The 16977-nt window shown below is 64.4% G+C and carries 19 protein-coding genes; 17 read left to right on the top strand and 2 right to left on the bottom strand.

Features of this window, described 5'->3' with window-relative positions; all coding sequences use genetic code 11:
* The first annotated feature begins 24 nt into the window (after window positions 1-24).
* A complete protein-coding gene (locus BRSPCE3_RS10050) occupies window positions 25-816 on the top strand; it encodes a fumarylacetoacetate hydrolase family protein (RefSeq protein ID WP_244065626.1) in 792 nt (263 codons plus the stop codon).
* An 11-nt stretch (window positions 817-827) separates the two neighbouring features.
* Here the strand turns inward: BRSPCE3_RS10050 and BRSPCE3_RS10045 are convergent, their stop codons facing one another.
* Window positions 828-1100, bottom strand: a complete 273-nt coding sequence (locus tag BRSPCE3_RS10045) for a GNAT family N-acetyltransferase (protein WP_244065625.1) — start codon at window positions 1098-1100, stop codon at window positions 828-830.
* Between the two features lie 100 nt (window positions 1101-1200).
* Between BRSPCE3_RS10045 and BRSPCE3_RS10040 the strand changes: the two genes are divergently transcribed.
* The 4 genes from BRSPCE3_RS10040 (at window position 1201) to BRSPCE3_RS10025 (ending at window position 5455) form a co-directional block, all read left to right on the top strand.
* A complete protein-coding gene (locus tag BRSPCE3_RS10040; protein ID WP_244065624.1) occupies window positions 1201-2139 on the top strand; it encodes a tetratricopeptide repeat protein in 939 nt (312 codons plus the stop codon).
* Window positions 2140-2321: 182 nt separating this feature from the next.
* Complete coding sequence (locus BRSPCE3_RS10035; protein WP_244065623.1) at window positions 2322-2723, top strand: SPW repeat protein; 402 nt, start codon at window positions 2322-2324, stop codon at window positions 2721-2723.
* Between the two features lie 211 nt (window positions 2724-2934).
* Window positions 2935-4575 carry an acyl-CoA synthetase gene (locus BRSPCE3_RS10030; protein WP_244065622.1) on the top strand — a complete coding sequence of 547 codons (1641 nt, stop codon included), beginning with the start codon at window positions 2935-2937 and terminating at the stop codon, window positions 4573-4575.
* Window positions 4576-4579: 4 nt separating this feature from the next.
* Window positions 4580-5455, top strand: a complete 876-nt coding sequence (locus BRSPCE3_RS10025; RefSeq protein WP_244065621.1) for a PCC domain-containing protein — start codon at window positions 4580-4582, stop codon at window positions 5453-5455.
* Between the two features lie 290 nt (window positions 5456-5745).
* Here the strand turns inward: BRSPCE3_RS10025 and BRSPCE3_RS10020 are convergent, their stop codons facing one another.
* On the bottom strand, window positions 5746-6069 hold the full coding sequence (locus BRSPCE3_RS10020; protein WP_244065620.1) for a hypothetical protein: 324 nt from the start codon (window positions 6067-6069) through the stop codon (window positions 5746-5748).
* A gap of 73 nt (window positions 6070-6142) precedes the next feature.
* On the opposite strand from BRSPCE3_RS10020, the gene BRSPCE3_RS10015 reads away from it, so the two are divergent.
* The 12 genes from BRSPCE3_RS10015 to BRSPCE3_RS09960 all read left to right on the top strand — a co-directional run bounded on the left by BRSPCE3_RS10015 (window position 6143) and on the right by BRSPCE3_RS09960 (window position 16975).
* Window positions 6143-6907: an AAA family ATPase gene (locus BRSPCE3_RS10015; RefSeq protein WP_244065619.1), complete on the top strand. Its 765-nt coding sequence runs from the start codon at window positions 6143-6145 to the stop codon at window positions 6905-6907.
* A 113-nt stretch (window positions 6908-7020) separates the two neighbouring features.
* A complete protein-coding gene (locus tag BRSPCE3_RS10010) occupies window positions 7021-7467 on the top strand; it encodes a hypothetical protein (RefSeq protein WP_244065618.1) in 447 nt (148 codons plus the stop codon).
* Between the two features lie 107 nt (window positions 7468-7574).
* A complete protein-coding gene (locus BRSPCE3_RS10005) occupies window positions 7575-9941 on the top strand; it encodes a PAN domain-containing protein (RefSeq protein ID WP_244065617.1) in 2367 nt (788 codons plus the stop codon).
* Window positions 9942-10096: 155 nt separating this feature from the next.
* Window positions 10097-10636, top strand: coding sequence for an SRPBCC family protein (locus tag BRSPCE3_RS10000; RefSeq protein WP_244065616.1), 540 nt, complete (start codon window positions 10097-10099; stop codon window positions 10634-10636).
* A 5-nt stretch (window positions 10637-10641) separates the two neighbouring features.
* Window positions 10642-11580 carry a cytochrome D1 domain-containing protein gene (locus BRSPCE3_RS09995; RefSeq protein WP_244065842.1) on the top strand — a complete coding sequence of 313 codons (939 nt, stop codon included), beginning with the start codon at window positions 10642-10644 and terminating at the stop codon, window positions 11578-11580.
* Window positions 11581-11805: 225 nt separating this feature from the next.
* Window positions 11806-12729: a LysR family transcriptional regulator gene (locus BRSPCE3_RS09990; RefSeq protein ID WP_244065615.1), complete on the top strand. Its 924-nt coding sequence runs from the start codon at window positions 11806-11808 to the stop codon at window positions 12727-12729.
* A gap of 98 nt (window positions 12730-12827) precedes the next feature.
* The gene (locus BRSPCE3_RS09985; RefSeq protein WP_244065614.1) at window positions 12828-13517 is read left to right on the top strand and encodes an SDR family NAD(P)-dependent oxidoreductase; all 690 of its coding nucleotides are present in this window, start codon (window positions 12828-12830) and stop codon (window positions 13515-13517) included.
* 65 nt (window positions 13518-13582) lie between these two features.
* Window positions 13583-14440 (top strand): NmrA family NAD(P)-binding protein, encoded by an 858-nt coding sequence (locus tag BRSPCE3_RS09980; protein WP_244065613.1) that lies wholly within the window; start codon window positions 13583-13585, stop codon window positions 14438-14440.
* 103 nt (window positions 14441-14543) lie between these two features.
* Window positions 14544-14876 (top strand): PRC-barrel domain-containing protein, encoded by a 333-nt coding sequence (locus BRSPCE3_RS09975; protein WP_244065612.1) that lies wholly within the window; start codon window positions 14544-14546, stop codon window positions 14874-14876.
* A 118-nt stretch (window positions 14877-14994) separates the two neighbouring features.
* Window positions 14995-15363 (top strand): glyoxalase/bleomycin resistance/extradiol dioxygenase family protein, encoded by a 369-nt coding sequence (locus BRSPCE3_RS09970; protein ID WP_244065611.1) that lies wholly within the window; start codon window positions 14995-14997, stop codon window positions 15361-15363.
* Window positions 15364-15589: 226 nt separating this feature from the next.
* A complete protein-coding gene (locus BRSPCE3_RS09965; protein WP_244065610.1) occupies window positions 15590-16186 on the top strand; it encodes a hypothetical protein in 597 nt (198 codons plus the stop codon).
* A 6-nt stretch (window positions 16187-16192) separates the two neighbouring features.
* A complete protein-coding gene (locus BRSPCE3_RS09960; RefSeq protein WP_244065609.1) occupies window positions 16193-16975 on the top strand; it encodes a hypothetical protein in 783 nt (260 codons plus the stop codon).
* Window positions 16976-16977 lie beyond the last annotated feature (2 nt).

Raw genomic sequence — 16977 nt, 5'->3', positions numbered from 1 at the left:
GGCCAACAAAAAAGGAGAACGCTCATGACTGATCTCGATCGCCGGACCATGCTTGCGACCGGTGCCCTCGCGCTGGCCGGCGCCGCCGCGCAATCCGCTCCGGTTCACGCCGAGACCGCCCCGAAGGCGATGTTTCCGGTACCGGCGGTGACGATCCCGATCGTCGGCGCCAGCGAGGTGTTTCAGGTCCGCCGCATCTACTGCATCGGCCGCAACTACGCGGCGCATGCGATCGAGCGCGGCTCCGATCCGACCCGCGAGCCGCCGTTCTTCTTCCAGAAGCCGACCGATGCGATCCAGAATGTCGCGGTCGGCACGGTCGCCGACCATCCCTATCCGTCGCTGACCAAGAACTATCACCATGAGGTCGAGCTGGTCGCCGCGCTGAAATCCGGCGGCAGCAACATTGCCGCCGACAAGGCGCTCGAGCACGTCTACGGCTACGCGCTCGGGCTCGACATGACGCGGCGCGATCTGCAGAACGGCATGGCGGCGGAGAAGAAGCCGTGGGAGATCGGCAAGAGTTTTGACCACGCCGCGGTGCTCGGGCCGATCCATCCGGCTGACAAGACCGGCCACTTCACGCAAGGCGCGATCTCGCTCGCGGTCAACGGCACGGTGCGGCAGAGCTCGGATCTGAAGAACATGATCTGGAGCGTCGCCGAGCAGATCGCCAAGCTCTCCGAGGCGTTCGAGCTGAAGGCCGGCGACATCATCTATTCCGGCACGCCGGAGAATGTCGGACCGGTCGTCAAGGGCGACGTGCTGCTCTGCAAGCTCGAGGGCCTGCCCGACATGTCGATCAAGATCGTCTGACGAGCGCGGCGCTATCCTGCAAGATCCGCGTATTCCGGATGCTTGTTGAGGTAGTCCACCACGAAGCCGCAGCCGGCGATCACCTTGTGACCGTCGGCGCGGATCAGCTCCAGCGCGCCCCTGACCAGCTCCGAGGCGATGCCGCGGCCGCGCAGGGCACGCGGCGTCTCGGTATGGGTAATGATCACGGCCGAGGGCGTCTGCCGGTAGTTTGCAAAGGCCAGACCGCCTTCGGTGTCGAGTTCGAAGCGCCTCTCGGCCTTGTTGTCGCGGACGGTAGCCATCGCAAGATCCCGATTGATTCACTTGTCCTGATCTAAGCGCGTGAACCCAGCGGTGCAAAGCCGCGACCAACCCGCAAATTGGCATTTGTGGATTGACGATATGCGCATTCTGGCCTGCCTGACCGCCGCATTGCTCGGCGCCGCCCTGACCCTGCCAAATCCCCCGAAAGCGGCTGCCGCCGACGATCCGAGCTGGCAGGCCTGCATCGGCAAGACGACGGCGCCCGGCGACCGGGTGAGCGCCTGCACCACGGTGATCGACGGCAAGACCGAGACCGGCAAGCGGCTGGCCGGGGCCTATTGCAACCGAGGCCACGGACTGACCGAAAAGCGCGAGCTCGATGCCGCGCTCGCCGACCTCAACGAGGCGATCAAGCTCGACCCCGCCTTTGCCTGCGCCTACACCAACCGCGGCCGGGTCTATGCCTTCAAGAACGATCTCGATCATGCCATCGCCGACTACGACGAGGCGCTCCGGATCGATCCCGGCTTCGCGCTGGCCTACAACAACCGGGGCGATGTCTGGATCAACAAGGGCGACCTCGACCGCGCGCTGGCCGATCTCAGCCTCGCCATCAAGTACAATCCGCAGCTCTCTGTGGCCTATGGCAATCGCGGCTTCGTCTACTACCGCAAGCGCGACGCGGCGCATGCGATCGCCGACTTCACCACCGAGATCAAGCTCGAGCCCAACGTGCTCGCCTACATCAACCGCGGCAATGTCTATCGCGATGCCGAGCAACTCGACCGCGCCGCCGCCGACTACGGCGAGGCGGTGAAGCTGGCGCCGACCGATGCGCGCGGCTGGCGCAACCGCGGCATGATCCGGCTGTTTCAGGGCGACAACAAGGGTGGGGTCGCCGACTACGACAAGGCGCTGCAGTATGATCCCGCCGACGTCTATTCCTGGAACAACCGCGGCCAGGCCAAGCTGCGGCTCGGCGACAAGAGGGGCGCGGCAGCCGATTTGCGCAAGGCGCTCGAACTGCAGCCCGATCTACAGTCCGCCAAGGCGGCCTTGGCGCGGCTCGGTGGCTGACGTGCGACGCCGCGGCGGTCCGGCCTGCCGCATCGCACACACACCGATCGGGCCTTGCGGGCCGATCCAGTTCGATTAGGCTTGAGGCCAGACATACGCCCCTGATGCGGCCCGCTGGACGTTTGGTAGGGAGTGACGGGACCGGCCGCTGACGTATGCCCCTTGTAGCAAGGAGGTTCGTCGTGTCGGACAATCGCTTCTTCAGGATCCACCGCCCGTGGGAGGACTGGCTCGGCATGCTGCTCGGCGTGCTGATCATGGTCTCGCCCTGGTTTCCGATGCAGGTCAGCGACATCGTCGATATCGAGCGCAGCCATCTGGTGCTCAACAGCTTCGTGGTCGGCATGCTGGTGCTGGGTCTTGCCCAACTCGAATACGTCGCGCTGCATCGCTGGGAGGAGGTGGCGAGCATTCTGCTCGGCCTCTGGCTGATCGCGTCGCCCAATATCTTCGGCTATTCGGAAGACCAGACGCTGCAGCTCTGGCACATCCTGCTCGGCGCGCTGGTTGCCATGATCGGCGCGCTGCAGCTCTGGCAGGACTGGAACCTGAGCGAGCAGGAACTCGCCAAGCATCCGCAGTAGCGGTTTCGGGCCAGCTCCAACGGGCCGGCCGCCACCGGTGCGCGGTATCATCGCGCCGCGCCTGGCGGGCCTTGCCGAGGCGAGCTGCTTGGCGATAAACCGGGTGGTCCCAATCCCTTGCGGCGCGCGAAGACGCCCGGTTCTGACCGAGGAAACACCCGATGACCGTCCTGACCATGCCCTGTCTGTTGTGCGTATCGGCGTGGCGGCGATGAGCGGGACGGCTGCGACCGCGCCGCGCGGCGGGATCGCGCGGGTATCACGCCGGGTGATGAACCTCGCCTACATCCTGACCCAGAACGCCCGCCGACACGGCGATCGTCCCGGCTTCGTCTGGAACGAGAAGGCCTGGTCCTGGCGCCATATCGACCAGAACGTCTCGGCGCTGGCGGCGGCGCTGGCCGCGCGCGGCATCGGCAAGGGCGACCGCATCCTGGTGCATTCCAAGAACTGCGATGAGATGTTCTGGTCGATGTTCGCGGCATTCCGGCTCGGCGCGGTCTGGGTGCCGACCAATTTCCGGCTGATGCCGGACGAGGTCGCCTATCTGGCGGCCGCCTCGGGCGCCAAGGCGTTTCTGTGCCATGCCGATTTTCCCGAGCACGCCAAGGCGGCGGCCAATCCGGCGCTCGAATTCACCTGGCGGATCGGCGAGGAGGGCACGTTCGGCGAGGCGACCGTTGGTGATGTCATCGCCAAACACGCCGGCGCCGATGTCGAGAACGTCGCCGTCGACTACGACGATCCCTGCTGGTTCTTCTTCACCTCCGGCACCACCGGCCGCTCCAAGGCCGCGGTGCTGACGCACGGCCAGATGGCCTTTGTGATCACCAATCATCTCGCCGACCTGATGCCCGGCACCACCGAACACGACGCCTCGCTGGTGGTGGCGCCGCTGTCGCATGGCGCCGGCGTGCACCAGCTGGTGCAGACCGCGCGGGGCGTGCCGACCATCCTGCTGCCGTCGGAGAAGTTCGACATCGCCGAGGCCTTCCGCCTGATCGCCAAGCACCGCGTCAGCAACATGTTCACGGTGCCGACCATCCTGAAGATGATGGTCGAGCATCCCGCCGCCGACCAGCACGACCATGCCTCGCTGCGCTACATCATCTATGCGGGCGCGCCGATGTATCGCGAGGACCAGAAGGCGGCCCTGCGCAAGCTCGGCGGTGTGCTGGTGCAGTATTTCGGCCTCGGTGAGGTCACCGGCAACATCACCGTGCTGCCGCCCGGCCTGCACGATCCCGAGGATGGGCCGCACGCGCGGATCGGTACCTGCGGCTTTGAACGCACTGGCATGCAGGTCTCGATCCAGGGCGATGACGGGCGCGAGTTGAAGGCGCACGAGACCGGCGAGATCTGCGTGATCGGGCCCGGCGTGTTCGCCGGCTATTACGACAATCCCGACGCCAACGCGAAGGCGTTTCGCGACGGCTGGTTCCGTACCGGCGATCTCGGCCACATGGACGAGGAGGGCTTCGTCTACATCACCGGCCGTGCCTCCGACATGTACATCTCCGGCGGCTCGAACATCTATCCGCGCGAGATCGAGGAGAAACTGTTGACGCATCCTGCGGTCGGCGAGGTCGCCGTGCTGGGGGTGCCCGATCCGTTCTGGGGCGAGGTCGGTGTCGCCGTCTGCGTCGCGCGCGAGGGGGTGGACGCGGTTGCGGAAGCGGAGCTTGCGGCGTACCTCGCGCCAAAGGTGCCGCGCTACAAGATGCCGAAGCGCTTCTTCTTCTGGGAGGCGCTGCCGAAGTCCGGCTACGGCAAGGTGCCGAAGCGGCTGATCCGCGACGAACTCGAGGCGCGCGGGTTGCTCGAGGTGATCGCCAAATCGACGGGCGCGTGAGGCGATGCGCAGCATCGCCCAGCCTGGCGCTCCCATCTCCGAGCGCATCCAATGGGTCGCCGCGCGCGGCCGCGCCTTTTCGTTCGCGCTTGAAGCCGGCATTCCCTTGCTCGAAGCGGTTCGCCGCGGCTTTGCGGCGGAGGGCTTTTCCGGTGGCGTGTTGAACGTCACAGGCGGCGCGCTCGGGCCGTTCGCCTATGTGATGCCGGCGCTGTCGAAGGACGGCCTCAACGCCGCGTTCTACAGCGACACGTTCCGTCCCGACGGCGTGACCCGGCTCAAGCTCGCGGCGCTGACCTTCGGCGAGCGCGACGGCGCGCCGTTCTTTCATTGCCATGGCCTGTGGACCGAGGCCGACGGCCGTTTCAACGGCGGGCACATGCTGCCGGATGAGACCATCGTCGCCGAGCCGTTCGCGGTCAGCGCGTTCGGGCTTGACGGCGCGACGTTTGTGGCCGAGCCCGACAGCGAGACCAACTTCAAATTGTTCGGTCCGGTCGCAAGCGCGCCGCATGGCGCGAAGACCACCAGCCATGCCTTCGCGCTGCGGCTGCGGCCGAACCAGGATTTTGCCTGCGCGCTGGAAGGCTTTTGCCGCCAGCACGGCATCCTGCGGGCGCGGCTGCATGGCGGCGTCGGCTCGACCATCGGCGCCGTCTTGACCGACGGCCACAGCGTGGTGCCGTTCGCGACCGAGCTTGCGGTGACGGCAGGGCAGATTGCGCCAGATGCCAACCGTCGGGTGCGCGCCAGCCTCGACATCGCGTTGGTCGACTATCTCGGCGGCATCGCCGAGGGACGGCTGGTGCGCGGCGACAACCCAGTCTTGATGACGATGGAGCTGGTGCTGGAAGTGCTGGAAGAGGTGGAGCAGCCATAGGGGGCGCGTGGCCTATCCCCATCGTCGTCCTGGCGAAAGCCAGAGTCGACAATCGCGCCACATCCTCCGCCGGGACGACGATGGAGGTGGGGTGCGATTCAAGCTGCCACACCACGCGATGTCATCACCCGCGAAAGCAGGTGATCCAGTATTCCAGAGACGCCGGTGTTTGAGCCGAGAGGCCGCGGCGTACTGGATCGCCCGGTCCACGTGCGCAATTGCGCACAGGCCGGGCGATGACAGTTGAAGTTAGGGACGCAGCGTCTCTTTCTCGCGACGCTACGGGCCGCTTACCGCCGCTTGCGCACATGGATGTTGATGTCGAGGTCGATCGCGCTGACGCAGGTCTGCTCGGCGCGGTGCGAACCGCCCTCGTGCCAGCGGCCCTTGCGCAGGCTGAAGTCGCTGACATGGGCGAGCCGCAGGCAGCGCCATTGCGGCAGCTTGCCGGAGCTCTCGCCGGCGAACTGCCAGGCCAGTACGAGCTCTTCGCCGCTCTTGTTGTGGCCGATGATATGCGGGCAGAGCTCGCGCGGCCGGCCGTCATAGCGGCAGACCACCTGCTGCTCGGTAAGGATCGCCTCGCGGAAAAGAGCGTAGGCCTTGCTGGTCATGGGGACATCTAGGATTATTGCGGGCTCTAGTCATAAGCCTGACACCCCGCCGTTGTTTCCCGGATCCGCACGAATGGCCAGACGAAACCGTCCGATCAATATGCCTGCGCCGTATCTCAAGCGCGTCTGGCTCGATCCCGAGCGCGTTCCCAACCATGATGCCTATCCGTTCGTGCTGCCGCTGCTGCGCGACGAATTCGAACTCGGCTTCGAGAAGGCGATCACCATCATCGTCGGCGAGAACGGCACCGGCAAGTCGACGCTGTTGGAAGGCATCGCCGTGATGGCCGGCTACGACGACGCCGGGGGCGGCAAGGGCTACCGTGCGGTCGACCACGGCCGTGCGGTGGAGAAAATGGGCGGCTCGCTGGCAGCGGCGCTTCGTGCCAGCTGGCTGCCCAAAATCACCAATGGCTGGTTCTTCCGCGCCGAGAGCTTCTTCTCGGTGGCGCGCTATGTCGACGAGGCCGCGCTGGATGTCGGAGACGCGCCACCGAGCTTCCTGTCCTATTCCCACGGCGAGGGCTTTTTGCGCTTCTTCAACGAGCGTTGCCAGCGGCAGGGCATCTTCATTTTCGACGAGCCGGAATCCGCGCTGTCGCCATCGCGGCAGATCGAATTCCTCAAGCTGTTGCACCGGATGAACGGCACCGGCCATTGCCAGGTGATCATGGCGACGCATTCGCCGGTGCTGATGGCCTATCCGGACGCAACGCTGCTGCGGCTGACCAAATATGGATTGGAACCGGTGAGCCTGAAGGACACCGATCACTACCGGCTGATGCGCGAATTCTGCGACGATCCGAAGGGATTCGTCGACGCGGCGCTCGCGGAGTGAGGCGGCCGGCGCTTGCGCGCGGACCGTGAGTGGTGCCGCACCGTTGTGTGCTCGATCACAGATGCTCGGATGAGAGTGTGCTACTGTTGCGTGTCTCGCGATAGGGTTGTACGATGAGTGCATTGCACATCCGTCCGGGGGCGGAGATGAAACTATCATTTGTGACAGAGGATAGTGCCGAAGCCGGCTTTCTTGCCCAGGAACTGGAAGAAGTGCTGCGATCTCAGGGCATGCCGGCCTCCGCGCTGGCGCTGAAGTCCGCGTCGTCTGAGCACATGGACATCGGAAGCACGCTTTTGGTCAGTCTCGAAATCGCCAACCAGATCCTGGGCTCGGCGACGTCGCTCGCGACGCTGGCGACCGGCCTGTTTCAAATCCTGGCAAAGTACCGGAAGGATGCGGTCGTCGATGACGAGGGTGAGCGGACCCGGATCCGGGCCGACGCCAGCGAATCCGGCGTGAAGGCGGCGCTCGCCAAGCCGCGGTCGAAGAAAAAGGGAAGCACAGCCAAGGCCAAGGCCAAAGCAAGGACCAAGGCCGAGACCAAGCACGGGAGCTGACCATGCGGAAGCTCGGTGTGGTTCTGTTCGGTGCCTCGACCTACGATCATCATGCTGATCTGAACAACGAGCGCTTCCTGAACTCCGCCAGCGAGTTCAAGCGGGTGATGAGCGATCCGGCGATTGTGTCCGGCTTTGAGACAACGACGCTCGATCTCTACGATCAGCCGCTTTCGTTCAGCGAGACGGTCGACAAGATCATTGCTTTCATCCGCAACACGTTCGACGACGTCATTGTGTACTATTGCGGGCATGGCGATCTCGGCCTGCGCAGCGACGATTACCGGGTTCTGCTCCGCACCAGCGACCGCACGCTGCGCGCCACCCTGCTCGAGATCGCGCTGCTGATCCACGACGTCGCCAGGCTGGCGCAGGACAAGCGGGTCTATTTCGTGCTGGACGCCTGCTATTCCGGCTCTGCGATGGGCGAGTCCGAACAGATGGACGCCGGCGGCGCCGAGGCCATCGTCAACAAGCGGCTTTCGGATGCGGTCATCGAGGCCGGCAGCGGGATTGCGGTGTTTGCCGCCTCCGGGCGGCACGGCGTGGCGCTGGCCAAGCGCGACGACAAGTTCACGCTGTTCACGGGGACGTTCCTGCGCGTCCTCAAGGACGGCATTCTGACGAAGGCGGACGTCAAACGTTTTTCCTGGCTCGATCTGAAGGATGAAATCGTCCGGTTGACGCAGAAACGGCTGAAGGGGCAGGCGCCGATTCCGAAGCTTAGCCGCTTCACCGAACATGTCAGCGACATCACGCGAGCAGAGTTCTTTCCCAACTGCGCCTATGCACCGCGCGCTGACGCAGGCGGCGGGGGCAGCCCGTGGGGGCAGCCGGATCCGCTGGTCAGCGAGCATCTGTATTGGCGTGGCATCAAGGAAGACCAACCGGCGAACGTCTTCGAGGATTTTCTCAGGCAGTTCCCCAACGGAACATTCGTTGCTCTGGCGCGGGCGATCCTGACGAAGAAGATCGATGGCTATGACGAGGAGGCGCTGGAAGGGCATCTGCTCGAGCATCCGCAATCGGCCGTGGCGGAGCATGTCAACCGGCGGCTGGCGTGGCTGCAATGGGAGCGCCTGAAATCATCGACCGACATCCCGGAGCTCGAACGCTTCATCGAGCGATTTGCGCAAAGTCCGACGGCAGCGCTGGCGAAGGCGCAGGTCGAAGCGATCCGGAGCAAGGAGAAGGTCGAGCCGTCCCCGGAGCCCGTCACGGAGCCACCCAAGCCGGCCCCTCAGGTCCCGAAGAGCAGCATCCGGAGCCTGGCGTCGCAGCCGCTGGTCATCCTGGGCGTGCTTGCCTGCCTGGGCCTCGCGTTCTTCGCCTGGCGCAGCCATCTCGGTCCGGGGCTGGAGGCGTTGCAGGCGGATCTCGACGCCGCCGGGAGCGACGTCGCCAGGCTGCAAGGCTTTATCGGCCGCTGCGAGGCCGCGCCCGGGTGCACGCTGGTCCAGGAAGCACGCAGCCGGCTGGCGCGGGCCCAGGAGCAGGCGCGCCTTGTGACCCTTGCCGCGGCCCGGACCGCGCTCGACGCGGCTGGGAGCGATCCCGGCAAGCTGCGCGCCTTCGTCCAGCAATGTGCCGTGACGTCCTGTCCTGTGGCGGCGGAGGCGAATGCTCGGTTGGCCAAGGCTGAGGAGAACGCTCGATTGGCCAAGGCGGAGGAGGCCCGGCGTCAGCGCGTCGCGCTGGATGCGGCAGGCAACGATCCCGCCAAGCTCCGTGCCTTCCTCCAGCAATGCGGTGCTTCGTCCTGTGCGCTGGCGGGCGAGACGACCAGCCGGTTGCAAGCCGCCGAGGCGCGCGCACACGCCGACCAGGATCGCAAGGACCTGGACGGCGCAGGAACCGATGTTGCCAAGCTGCGCAGCTTCGTGGACCGCTGCCGGGCGACGTCCTGCCCGCTGCTGCAGGAGGCCAATGGCCGGCTGGAGGCGGCTCAAAATGCCGAGGTGGCACGCCAGCGCGCCGAGCAGCTGCGCACGTTCAGTCTGAACGCGAACTCTGACGTCAGGGGTGGCGATTTTCTCGACGCGAAGGGCGATGCGATCTTCGAAAGGACGGACGCTGCCGGATGCCTCGCCGCCTGCCGTGCCAACAGCGCGTGCGTTGGCTTCAGCTACGATCGATGGAACGGGCTGTGCTTCCAGAAGAAGACCCTCAGCCCGCTCCGGTTCGACGCACGTTCGGACACCAGTATCCGCGCCGATCAGGTTCATCCGGGCTTCTCGCCGGATGGGAAGCATCTTTGCCCGTTCTCCGGGAATTCGCTGGCCGGCGACGTCCTCAAACGCCTCCCGGTTCAATCCGTCGCGCAATGCGAGCAGAACTGCACGCCGGACAGCTGCATTGCCTTCTCATTCTCGAAGGCCGACAAGTCCTGCAGCCTGTTCAGGATGGTGTCGAACCGCTGGAAGAACGTTCCGAACGTCGATTCCGGCATCATGCAGCAAGACGCCTGTCATTGACGGGAGGACCGCGGCGGCTTGCCTCCCGGGGAAGCCGGCGGCTGTGACTTCGCTCTGGTGCAAGATGCCGGTCTCCGATCCGGTCTAAAACCCGAACCATAAACTGCGGCACGCGCCAGGCGGCGTGTGGCCGACAGAGATCGGGAGAGACAAGGATGAGGCGGACGATCGCGAAAGCTGGCGTCGTGGTGGCGGCATTGGCTGTATTGGGGGCCGCCTGGGCCCACGGGCCGACCCGCCAGAAGGTGCGGGAATCCATCGAGATCGATGCGCCGCAGGCCAAGGTGTGGGCGGTGATCGGTAATTTCCAGGACATGAGCTGGCTCGCCGGCGTCAGCAAGACCGAGGGTGAGAAGGGCAACGAGATCGGCGCCACGCGGCGGCTGACCTTGGCGCCGGGCGCCACCGTCGACGAGGAGCTCTACAAATACGAGCCCGAGATGATGAGCTATTCCTACCGGATCACGGCGGTCGACGTGAAGGTGCTGCCGGTCACCAATTACTCGTCGACGCTGACGGTGTCGCCGGCGCCCGACGGCAAGTCGAAGCTGGAATGGGCCGGCGCGTTCTATCGCGGCTTCCCGAACAACGATCCGCCGCCGGAGCTGAGCGATGAGGCCGCGGTGAAGGCGGTGAGCGGGCTCTACAAGGCCGGGCTGGAAGCGCTGAAGAAGAAGATCGAGAGCGGGACCTGAGCATGCTGCGGACGATCGTGCTGGCTGCGCTGCTCGCCGGCCTCGGCGGCGCGCGTGCCGAGGAGGCGTTCGTCACCAACCAGCTCTCCGACGACCTCACGGTGGTCGATCTCGCGACCGCAAAGCCGGTGGCGACGATCGCGATCGGCGGCAAGCCCGCCGGCGTTGCCGTCAGCAATGACGGCCGCTTCGCCTATGTGACGAGCCCGGATGCCAAGGCGGTCACGGTGGTCGACGCCTCGACGCGCAAGGTGGCCGGCCGGATCGATGTCGGCGGCGGGCCGCTCGGCATCGCGGTCGCTCCCGACGGCGCCACGGTCTATGTCGCCGACTGGTACGCCGCCGCGGTGCGGGTGATCGACGCCAAAGAGCAGCGCGTCGTCGGCAGTTTTGCCGTCGGCGCATCGCCGTCCGGGCTCGCGCTGACGCCGGACGGGCTCCTGCTGCTGTCGGCCGACCGCGATGACGACAGCGTGTCGATCACCGACGTTTCGGCCCGTGAGCGCAGGGCGGTCGTCAAGGTCGGCACCCGCCCGTTCGGCGTCACCGTCGATGCCGAGGGCAAGCGCGCCTACACCGCCAATGTCGGCTCCAACGACGTCTCGGTGATCGATATCGCCACCGCGCGCGAGATCGGCCGCGTCCATGTCGGGCTGCGCCCCTATGCGGTGGCGCTGGCGCAGGGCCGCGGCTTCGTCACCGACCAGTATGACGGCAAGGTCACCGTGTTCGACCTTGCGACCCTCCAGCCCGTGAGCCGGATCACGGTCGGCGACTACCCCGAAGGCATCGAAGCCACCGCCGACGGCAAGCGCATCCTGGTCGCGAACTGGGAGAGCAACACGCTCAGCGTGATCGATGCCGCCGAGCTGAAGGTGATCGGCGAGGTCAAGGTCGGCGACGGCCCGCGGGCGTTCGGGGCGTTTCTGAGGCGGACGGAGTAGGGACGCCCGGCGCGCGGGGTGATGAAGCCAGGGTACGCGTCCCAAAATATCGAAAACAACCCCATGCACAGTAGCCGGGATGGCGCCGGCATGCGGAAAAGCGACTTGACGCGTCGGGCAACTCAGCAGTATATTTCTATCATTCCGAAATGATGATAGCGTCCGCCGCTTGCGGTCACGGCATCGATCCCTCATCATTCCTGATGACCAATCAGGAGTGCCGCAATGTCGTTCGACAGCCGTCTGCTTTCAGGACTCTCCGTGCTGGCGGCGGTGGTGCAGGCGCGCAGCTTTGCGCGGGCCGCCGATGCGTTGGGGATGACCTCGTCGGGCGTCAGCCGGGCGATTGCCCGCCTCGAAGATCGTGTCGGCGTGCGCTTGCTCGACCGGACCACGCGGTCGATGGTGCTGACCGACGAGGGCCGGCTGTTCTACGAGCAGGTCGCCCCCTTGCTGGTCGGAATCGAGGAGGCGGCGGTTTCGGCTTCCGGGGCCGCGGGGATAGTCCGGGGGCGGCTGCGCGTCGATATCGATGCGTATTTCCTGCGCAGCCAACTCTCGGGGAAGCTCGGTGGCTTTCTCCGCGCGCACCCTGAATTGACGCTGGAGCTGATCACGCGAGAGCATGTCGGCGACCTCGTGACCGACGGCATCGACCTCGCGATGCGGTTCGGAGAACCCACCGGAAATAGCGCAATCGCGCGGAAACTCATGGACACACGGGTCCTCACCCTGGCGTCGCCCGGCTATCTGCGCAAGCATGGGCGGCCCAAGCACCCGTCCGAACTGTCCGCGCATCACTGCATCCAGTTCTTTGATCCACTCTCGCGGCGGCTGTTCGACTGGGAGTTTCGCAACGGCCGCAAGGTGCTGCCTGTGGCAAGCACGGGACGCCTCCATCTGACCGATGGCGGCACCATGATCAACGAATGCCTCGCCGGCACCGGGATCGCGCAAGTGCTGGCGATCGGTCTCCAGCCGCTGCTGGATTCCGGCCGCTTGGTCGACCTGTTTCCGGACTGGCCCGGCGAAACGTTTCCGTTCTATGCGCTGTACCCTTCGCGCAGCCACCAGCCGGCGAAGGTTCGGGCCTTCGTCGACTTCGTTTCCAAGGTGATCACGAACCGGTCGGCGAACGATCATTCGTGATGCCTAATCATCATTGCACTGACAGAAACTCGTTTTGATCATGAGTGTGGGCATGCGAGGTTGCGGGTATCGGATCAACGACGTGAACGGCGCCCGCCATGACGACGCAAAAGACGGTCTTGATTGTTGGAGCCTCGCGTGGGCTGGGGCTTGCGCTCGCCGAGGAATACTGCGCGCGCGGCACCCGCGTCGTTGCGACGGTGCGGTCGCCATCGGCGGAGCTTGAGCGCATCGCGGCCCGGTTTCCCGGCAGCGTCGCCATCGTAACCGCTGATATCCTCGACATGGGTTCGGTCGTCGCGCTGAAGCGACGGCTCGCCGGCCAGATGCTGGACACGCTGTTCGTCAACGCTGGCATCTGCCTGGCGCGCGACAGCACGCCACGCGACGTTCACGAAGCGGATTTTGTCGCGATGATGCTGACCAACGCGCTGAGCCCGATGCGCGTGGTTGAATTGTTCGAGGAGCAGGTCGCGCACAACGGCGTCATCGCGGTGATGTCGTCGGAGCTCGGCAGCATCGCCCACAATCGCGGGAGCTGGGAGCTGTACAGCTCCAGCAAGGCGGCGCTCAACATGTTGATGACCTGCTTCTCCCGGCGCCATCCCGGCGATAGCCGCGTGCTGCTGCTGGTCGCGCCCGGCTGGGTACGCACTGAGATGGGCACCGCGAACGCGCCGCTGTCGATCGAGGAAAGCATTCCGCACGTCGTCACGTCGGTCGAGGCCCAGGCGGGCCGGCCGGGACTGCGATTCATCGATCGCCACGGCAAGACCTTGCCATGGTGATTGCGCCCGCACGGCCGGCCGGTTGGGCGCCGCGCACATTTTCCAGGAAGTAACGGAGACATCTGATGTATGCGATCATGGGCGCGACCGGCAAGGTCGGCGGCGCGGCGGCGCGCGCGTTGCTGGCGAGGGGCGAGCCGTTGCGGGTGGTGGTGCGCGACGCCGCGAAGGGCAAGCCGTGGCAGGAACGGGGCTGCGAGATCGCCATTGCCGATCTTGACGATGCTGCCGGGCTGGCGCGGGCGTTCGGGGGATGCGCGGCCGCTTTCGTGATGCTGCCGTCAAACTTCGATCCGTCGCCGGATTTCCACGAGACCAAGGCGAAGCTCGCGACACTGCGGCAAGCGCTGGACGAAGCGCGGCCGGGCCGTGTGGTCGCGCTCTCCACCATCGGCGCCGAGGCAAGGCGGCCGAACCTGCTGAACCAGCTCGGGCTGCTCGAACAGGCGCTGGCGACGCCCGGCTTGCCGACCACCTTCCTGCGCGCCGCCTGGTTCATGCAGAACGCCGCGCTGGATGTCGCAGCCGCACGAGACACCGGGGTGATCCAGAGCTATCTCCAGCCGCTCGACAGGCCGGTGCCGATGATCGCGACCGAGGATGTCGGCGCCACGGTGGCAGGGTTGTTGACGGAGAGCTGGGACGGCCCGCGCATCGTCGAGCTCGCGGCCGGCGGCGTCAGCCCGAACATGATTGCCGCCGCCTTCGCCAGGGCGATCGGCAAACCGGTGCGCGCCGACCCCGTGCCGCGCGCGGACTGGGAGCAGATCTTCCGCAGTCAGGGCATGACCAATCCGCTGCCGCGCATGCAAATGCTCGACGGCTTCAACGAAGGCTGGATCGCGTTCGGGCAGCCGGGGACGATCGCGCGGCAGGGGCGCGTCGGGATCGATGACGTCGTCACGAAGCTGTTGGCAGGCTGAAGTCGGAAAGCCGGGGGCTGGCCGAACGGGTCGCGCGCAGCGCGGCCCGTTGGCTGATCGGAGTGACAGGCGTATACTACCCGGCAAACACAGGGAGGATGCCATGCATCATACCTTGGTGCCCAGCGACCGCGTCGAGCATGTCTGCGTGTTCGGACGCGACGGCACGAAGCTCGGTTCGGTCGAGCGGCTGATGCTCGACAAGGTGAGCGGCATGGTGGCCTATGCCGTCATCAAGACCGGCGGCGTGCTCAGCAGCCACCACCACTATCCCGTCAGATGGACCGCGCTGCGCTTCGATCCCGCGCGCCAGGCCTTCGAGGCCGAGGTGACGCTGGAGGATCTGCGGTCCGGTCCGTCCGAATTCGACGGCGACGAATTCGACTGGGGCGACCGCTCGCGGTCGTACACCCACCCGAACTATTGGGCGGTGTAGCGCGAAGGTGAGGCCTGCTGTAGCCCGCATGAGCGAAGCGACATGCGGGACCAGTCAACTTGTTCGGTCGGTAAGCCCCGCATATCGCTTCGCTCATGCGGGCTACCAAGTCAGGCACATGACGCAATACAAGCCCGCCGGCTGGCCTTCCGTCATCCCGCGAATTGTCACGCGCGATCGCACCGGTCTGGCCGGATTCCTGCGAGACGTCTTCGATGCGACGGGCGAAGTCCGCTCCGATGCGCCGACGGAAATGCGGATCGGAGACTCCATCATCCTGATCAGCGACGGCGGAGGCGTCCGCGAGGCGATGCCGGCCTTTCTCTACGTCTACGTTCCTGATGCGGACGGGACCTATCGGCGGGCGATCGCGGCCGGCGCTGCATCGATCGAGGCACCTGCGGATACGCCCTATGGCGACAGACGAGCGACGATCCGGGATGCCTGGGCGAATGTCTGGCAGATCGCTACTTTTCGTGGGAGCTGAGACAACCGGTAGGGCGTTTGAAAGCAACGGGTCCGCGCGAAGCGCGCGGGATGAGAGGACGGAGCTACTGTCCGTTATGCCGGCATCACGTGAGCGGATTGGCTGGCCAATCCACTCATGCTTTGTTGTGGAAAGTTCACTATCTGTTCTTGAAATTCACGCGGCGCGTGTTAGGGAGGAATGATTCACTCGATCAGCAGGTGGTGCCGACGTGTCGAAGTTCCGTATGAAACTCAAGCTGCAGGGCTTTGAACTGGAAATTGAAGGCAATCGCGAAGACGCATCCGTCATTGGCAAGAGCATTGGCGATCAGATTTCTGGCATGCTCTCGCCAAGTCTCAATATTGTGGAAGGTGAGTATACAGCAAGCCAGTCGAAGGCGGCGCCGCCACCGCTGCCGCTATTTGATGAAGCTAGGAAGCGGAAGATTCCGCGACGACCTCGATCTCCATCCGCCGCGACAGAGAGTAATGGCGCCAACGCGATAGACTTTCGCAATGATCCTGCGAAATTTGCTACGCCGACACAGCAGTGGTCGACGGCAGATAAGGCCGTTTGGCTGCTGTACGTGGTGAAAGAGGTGAGCCAAGCTTCTGAACTCAGCACAGGCCAGATCGTTAAGATATTTAACACTCATTTTCGTCAAGCAAAGACGATCACGAGTAGCAATGTCTCACGAGACTTAGGCAGGCTGAAGATCACCTCGCCGTCACTGGTGGGAGAAGACCCTACCAAAACTCCAGCAGTTTGGTTTTTGACCGATGAGGGGATTCGCAAAGCGCAGACCTTAATCGCTGAGGCAAAAGCACCAGCTACGGCCTGATCGTCGATGGGGTTGATCGAAAAGCGCACAATGCTAGCGGCGCTGAGCCCGCCGCTAGATCATTTGTTAGCAACGCAATTGCTTGATGAATTTATCTCCGCTGAAAGACGCTTCATACAGCGAGACTGGGAGCCTGCCGAACTCGATGGTGGACAGTTCGCGGAAATCGCAGCGCGAATTCTCTATCACCGAGATTCAAATAATCTCAGTCATACGAAGGATTTCGCTGATTGCCTAAAATATGTGGAAGATGACAAGCTCAATCATCTAATCATTCCACGTCATGACGCGTTGCACATCACTCGGATCTTGCGAAACATCTACAAGTTTCGGAGCCAGCGCGGTGCTGTTCATATCTCGCCATCGTATCAGGCGAACCACATGGATTCAAAGTTCATCATCGAAGCTGTGCGATGGGTAATGAATGAAATCTTGCGGATATTTTGGAATGGCGACCGCGAGAGAGTAGCAAAGGCAATTAGGGAGTTGCTTCAGTTTGATGTGCCGTGTGTAGGAGTATTTGAGGACGTAATTTTGGTGCAGAGAACCGATCTTACTGCTGATGAGGAAATACTTGTGCTACTTCATTTTGGTGGAGAACAAGGGTTTTCGCGGGCACAGCTCGGCAAGTTCGCAAAACGACCTGCCTCGTCAATTTCTGATTCAATCAAGAAGCTCCTTGCGAGCGATCTTAGGCAGATCGTACTTGTTGGCGACAAATATCGTCTGACTGATCTAGGCTCGCGACGAGTAAGAGAGCAACTCGCAGGCAAGCTCCTTCTCCAGTAAGC

It is taken from the genome of Bradyrhizobium sp. Ce-3 (assembly GCF_022835695.1).
Taxonomy (GTDB): Bacteria; Pseudomonadota; Alphaproteobacteria; order Rhizobiales; family Xanthobacteraceae; genus Bradyrhizobium.
This window is presented reverse-complemented; position numbering and strand designations above follow the sequence as displayed.

Bases quoted from the DNA above. Each gene is read 5' to 3' on its own strand.
- BRSPCE3_RS10040 (WP_244065624.1), top strand. From the start codon at position 1,201: ATGCGCATTCTGGCCTGCCTGACCGCCGCATTGCTCGGCGCCGCCCTG.
- BRSPCE3_RS10015 (WP_244065619.1), top strand. From the start codon at position 6,143: ATGGCCAGACGAAACCGTCCGATCAATATGCCTGCGCCGTATCTCAAG.
- BRSPCE3_RS10025 (WP_244065621.1), top strand. From the start codon at position 4,580: ATGCGCAGCATCGCCCAGCCTGGCGCTCCCATCTCCGAGCGCATCCAA.
- BRSPCE3_RS09980 (WP_244065613.1), top strand. From the start codon at position 13,583: ATGTATGCGATCATGGGCGCGACCGGCAAGGTCGGCGGCGCGGCGGCG.
- BRSPCE3_RS09990 (WP_244065615.1), top strand. From the start codon at position 11,806: ATGTCGTTCGACAGCCGTCTGCTTTCAGGACTCTCCGTGCTGGCGGCG.
- BRSPCE3_RS09965 (WP_244065610.1), top strand. From the start codon at position 15,590: ATGAAACTCAAGCTGCAGGGCTTTGAACTGGAAATTGAAGGCAATCGC.
- BRSPCE3_RS10020 (WP_244065620.1), bottom strand. From the start codon at position 6,069: ATGACCAGCAAGGCCTACGCTCTTTTCCGCGAGGCGATCCTTACCGAG.
- BRSPCE3_RS10010 (WP_244065618.1), top strand. From the start codon at position 7,021: ATGAGTGCATTGCACATCCGTCCGGGGGCGGAGATGAAACTATCATTT.
- BRSPCE3_RS10000 (WP_244065616.1), top strand. From the start codon at position 10,097: ATGAGGCGGACGATCGCGAAAGCTGGCGTCGTGGTGGCGGCATTGGCT.
- BRSPCE3_RS10050 (WP_244065626.1), top strand. From the start codon at position 25: ATGACTGATCTCGATCGCCGGACCATGCTTGCGACCGGTGCCCTCGCG.
- BRSPCE3_RS09960 (WP_244065609.1), top strand. From the start codon at position 16,193: ATGGGGTTGATCGAAAAGCGCACAATGCTAGCGGCGCTGAGCCCGCCG.
- BRSPCE3_RS09975 (WP_244065612.1), top strand. From the start codon at position 14,544: ATGCATCATACCTTGGTGCCCAGCGACCGCGTCGAGCATGTCTGCGTG.
- BRSPCE3_RS10005 (WP_244065617.1), top strand. From the start codon at position 7,575: ATGAGCGATCCGGCGATTGTGTCCGGCTTTGAGACAACGACGCTCGAT.
- BRSPCE3_RS10030 (WP_244065622.1), top strand. From the start codon at position 2,935: ATGAGCGGGACGGCTGCGACCGCGCCGCGCGGCGGGATCGCGCGGGTA.
- BRSPCE3_RS09985 (WP_244065614.1), top strand. From the start codon at position 12,828: ATGACGACGCAAAAGACGGTCTTGATTGTTGGAGCCTCGCGTGGGCTG.
- BRSPCE3_RS10045 (WP_244065625.1), bottom strand. From the start codon at position 1,100: ATGGCTACCGTCCGCGACAACAAGGCCGAGAGGCGCTTCGAACTCGAC.
- BRSPCE3_RS09970 (WP_244065611.1), top strand. From the start codon at position 14,995: ATGACGCAATACAAGCCCGCCGGCTGGCCTTCCGTCATCCCGCGAATT.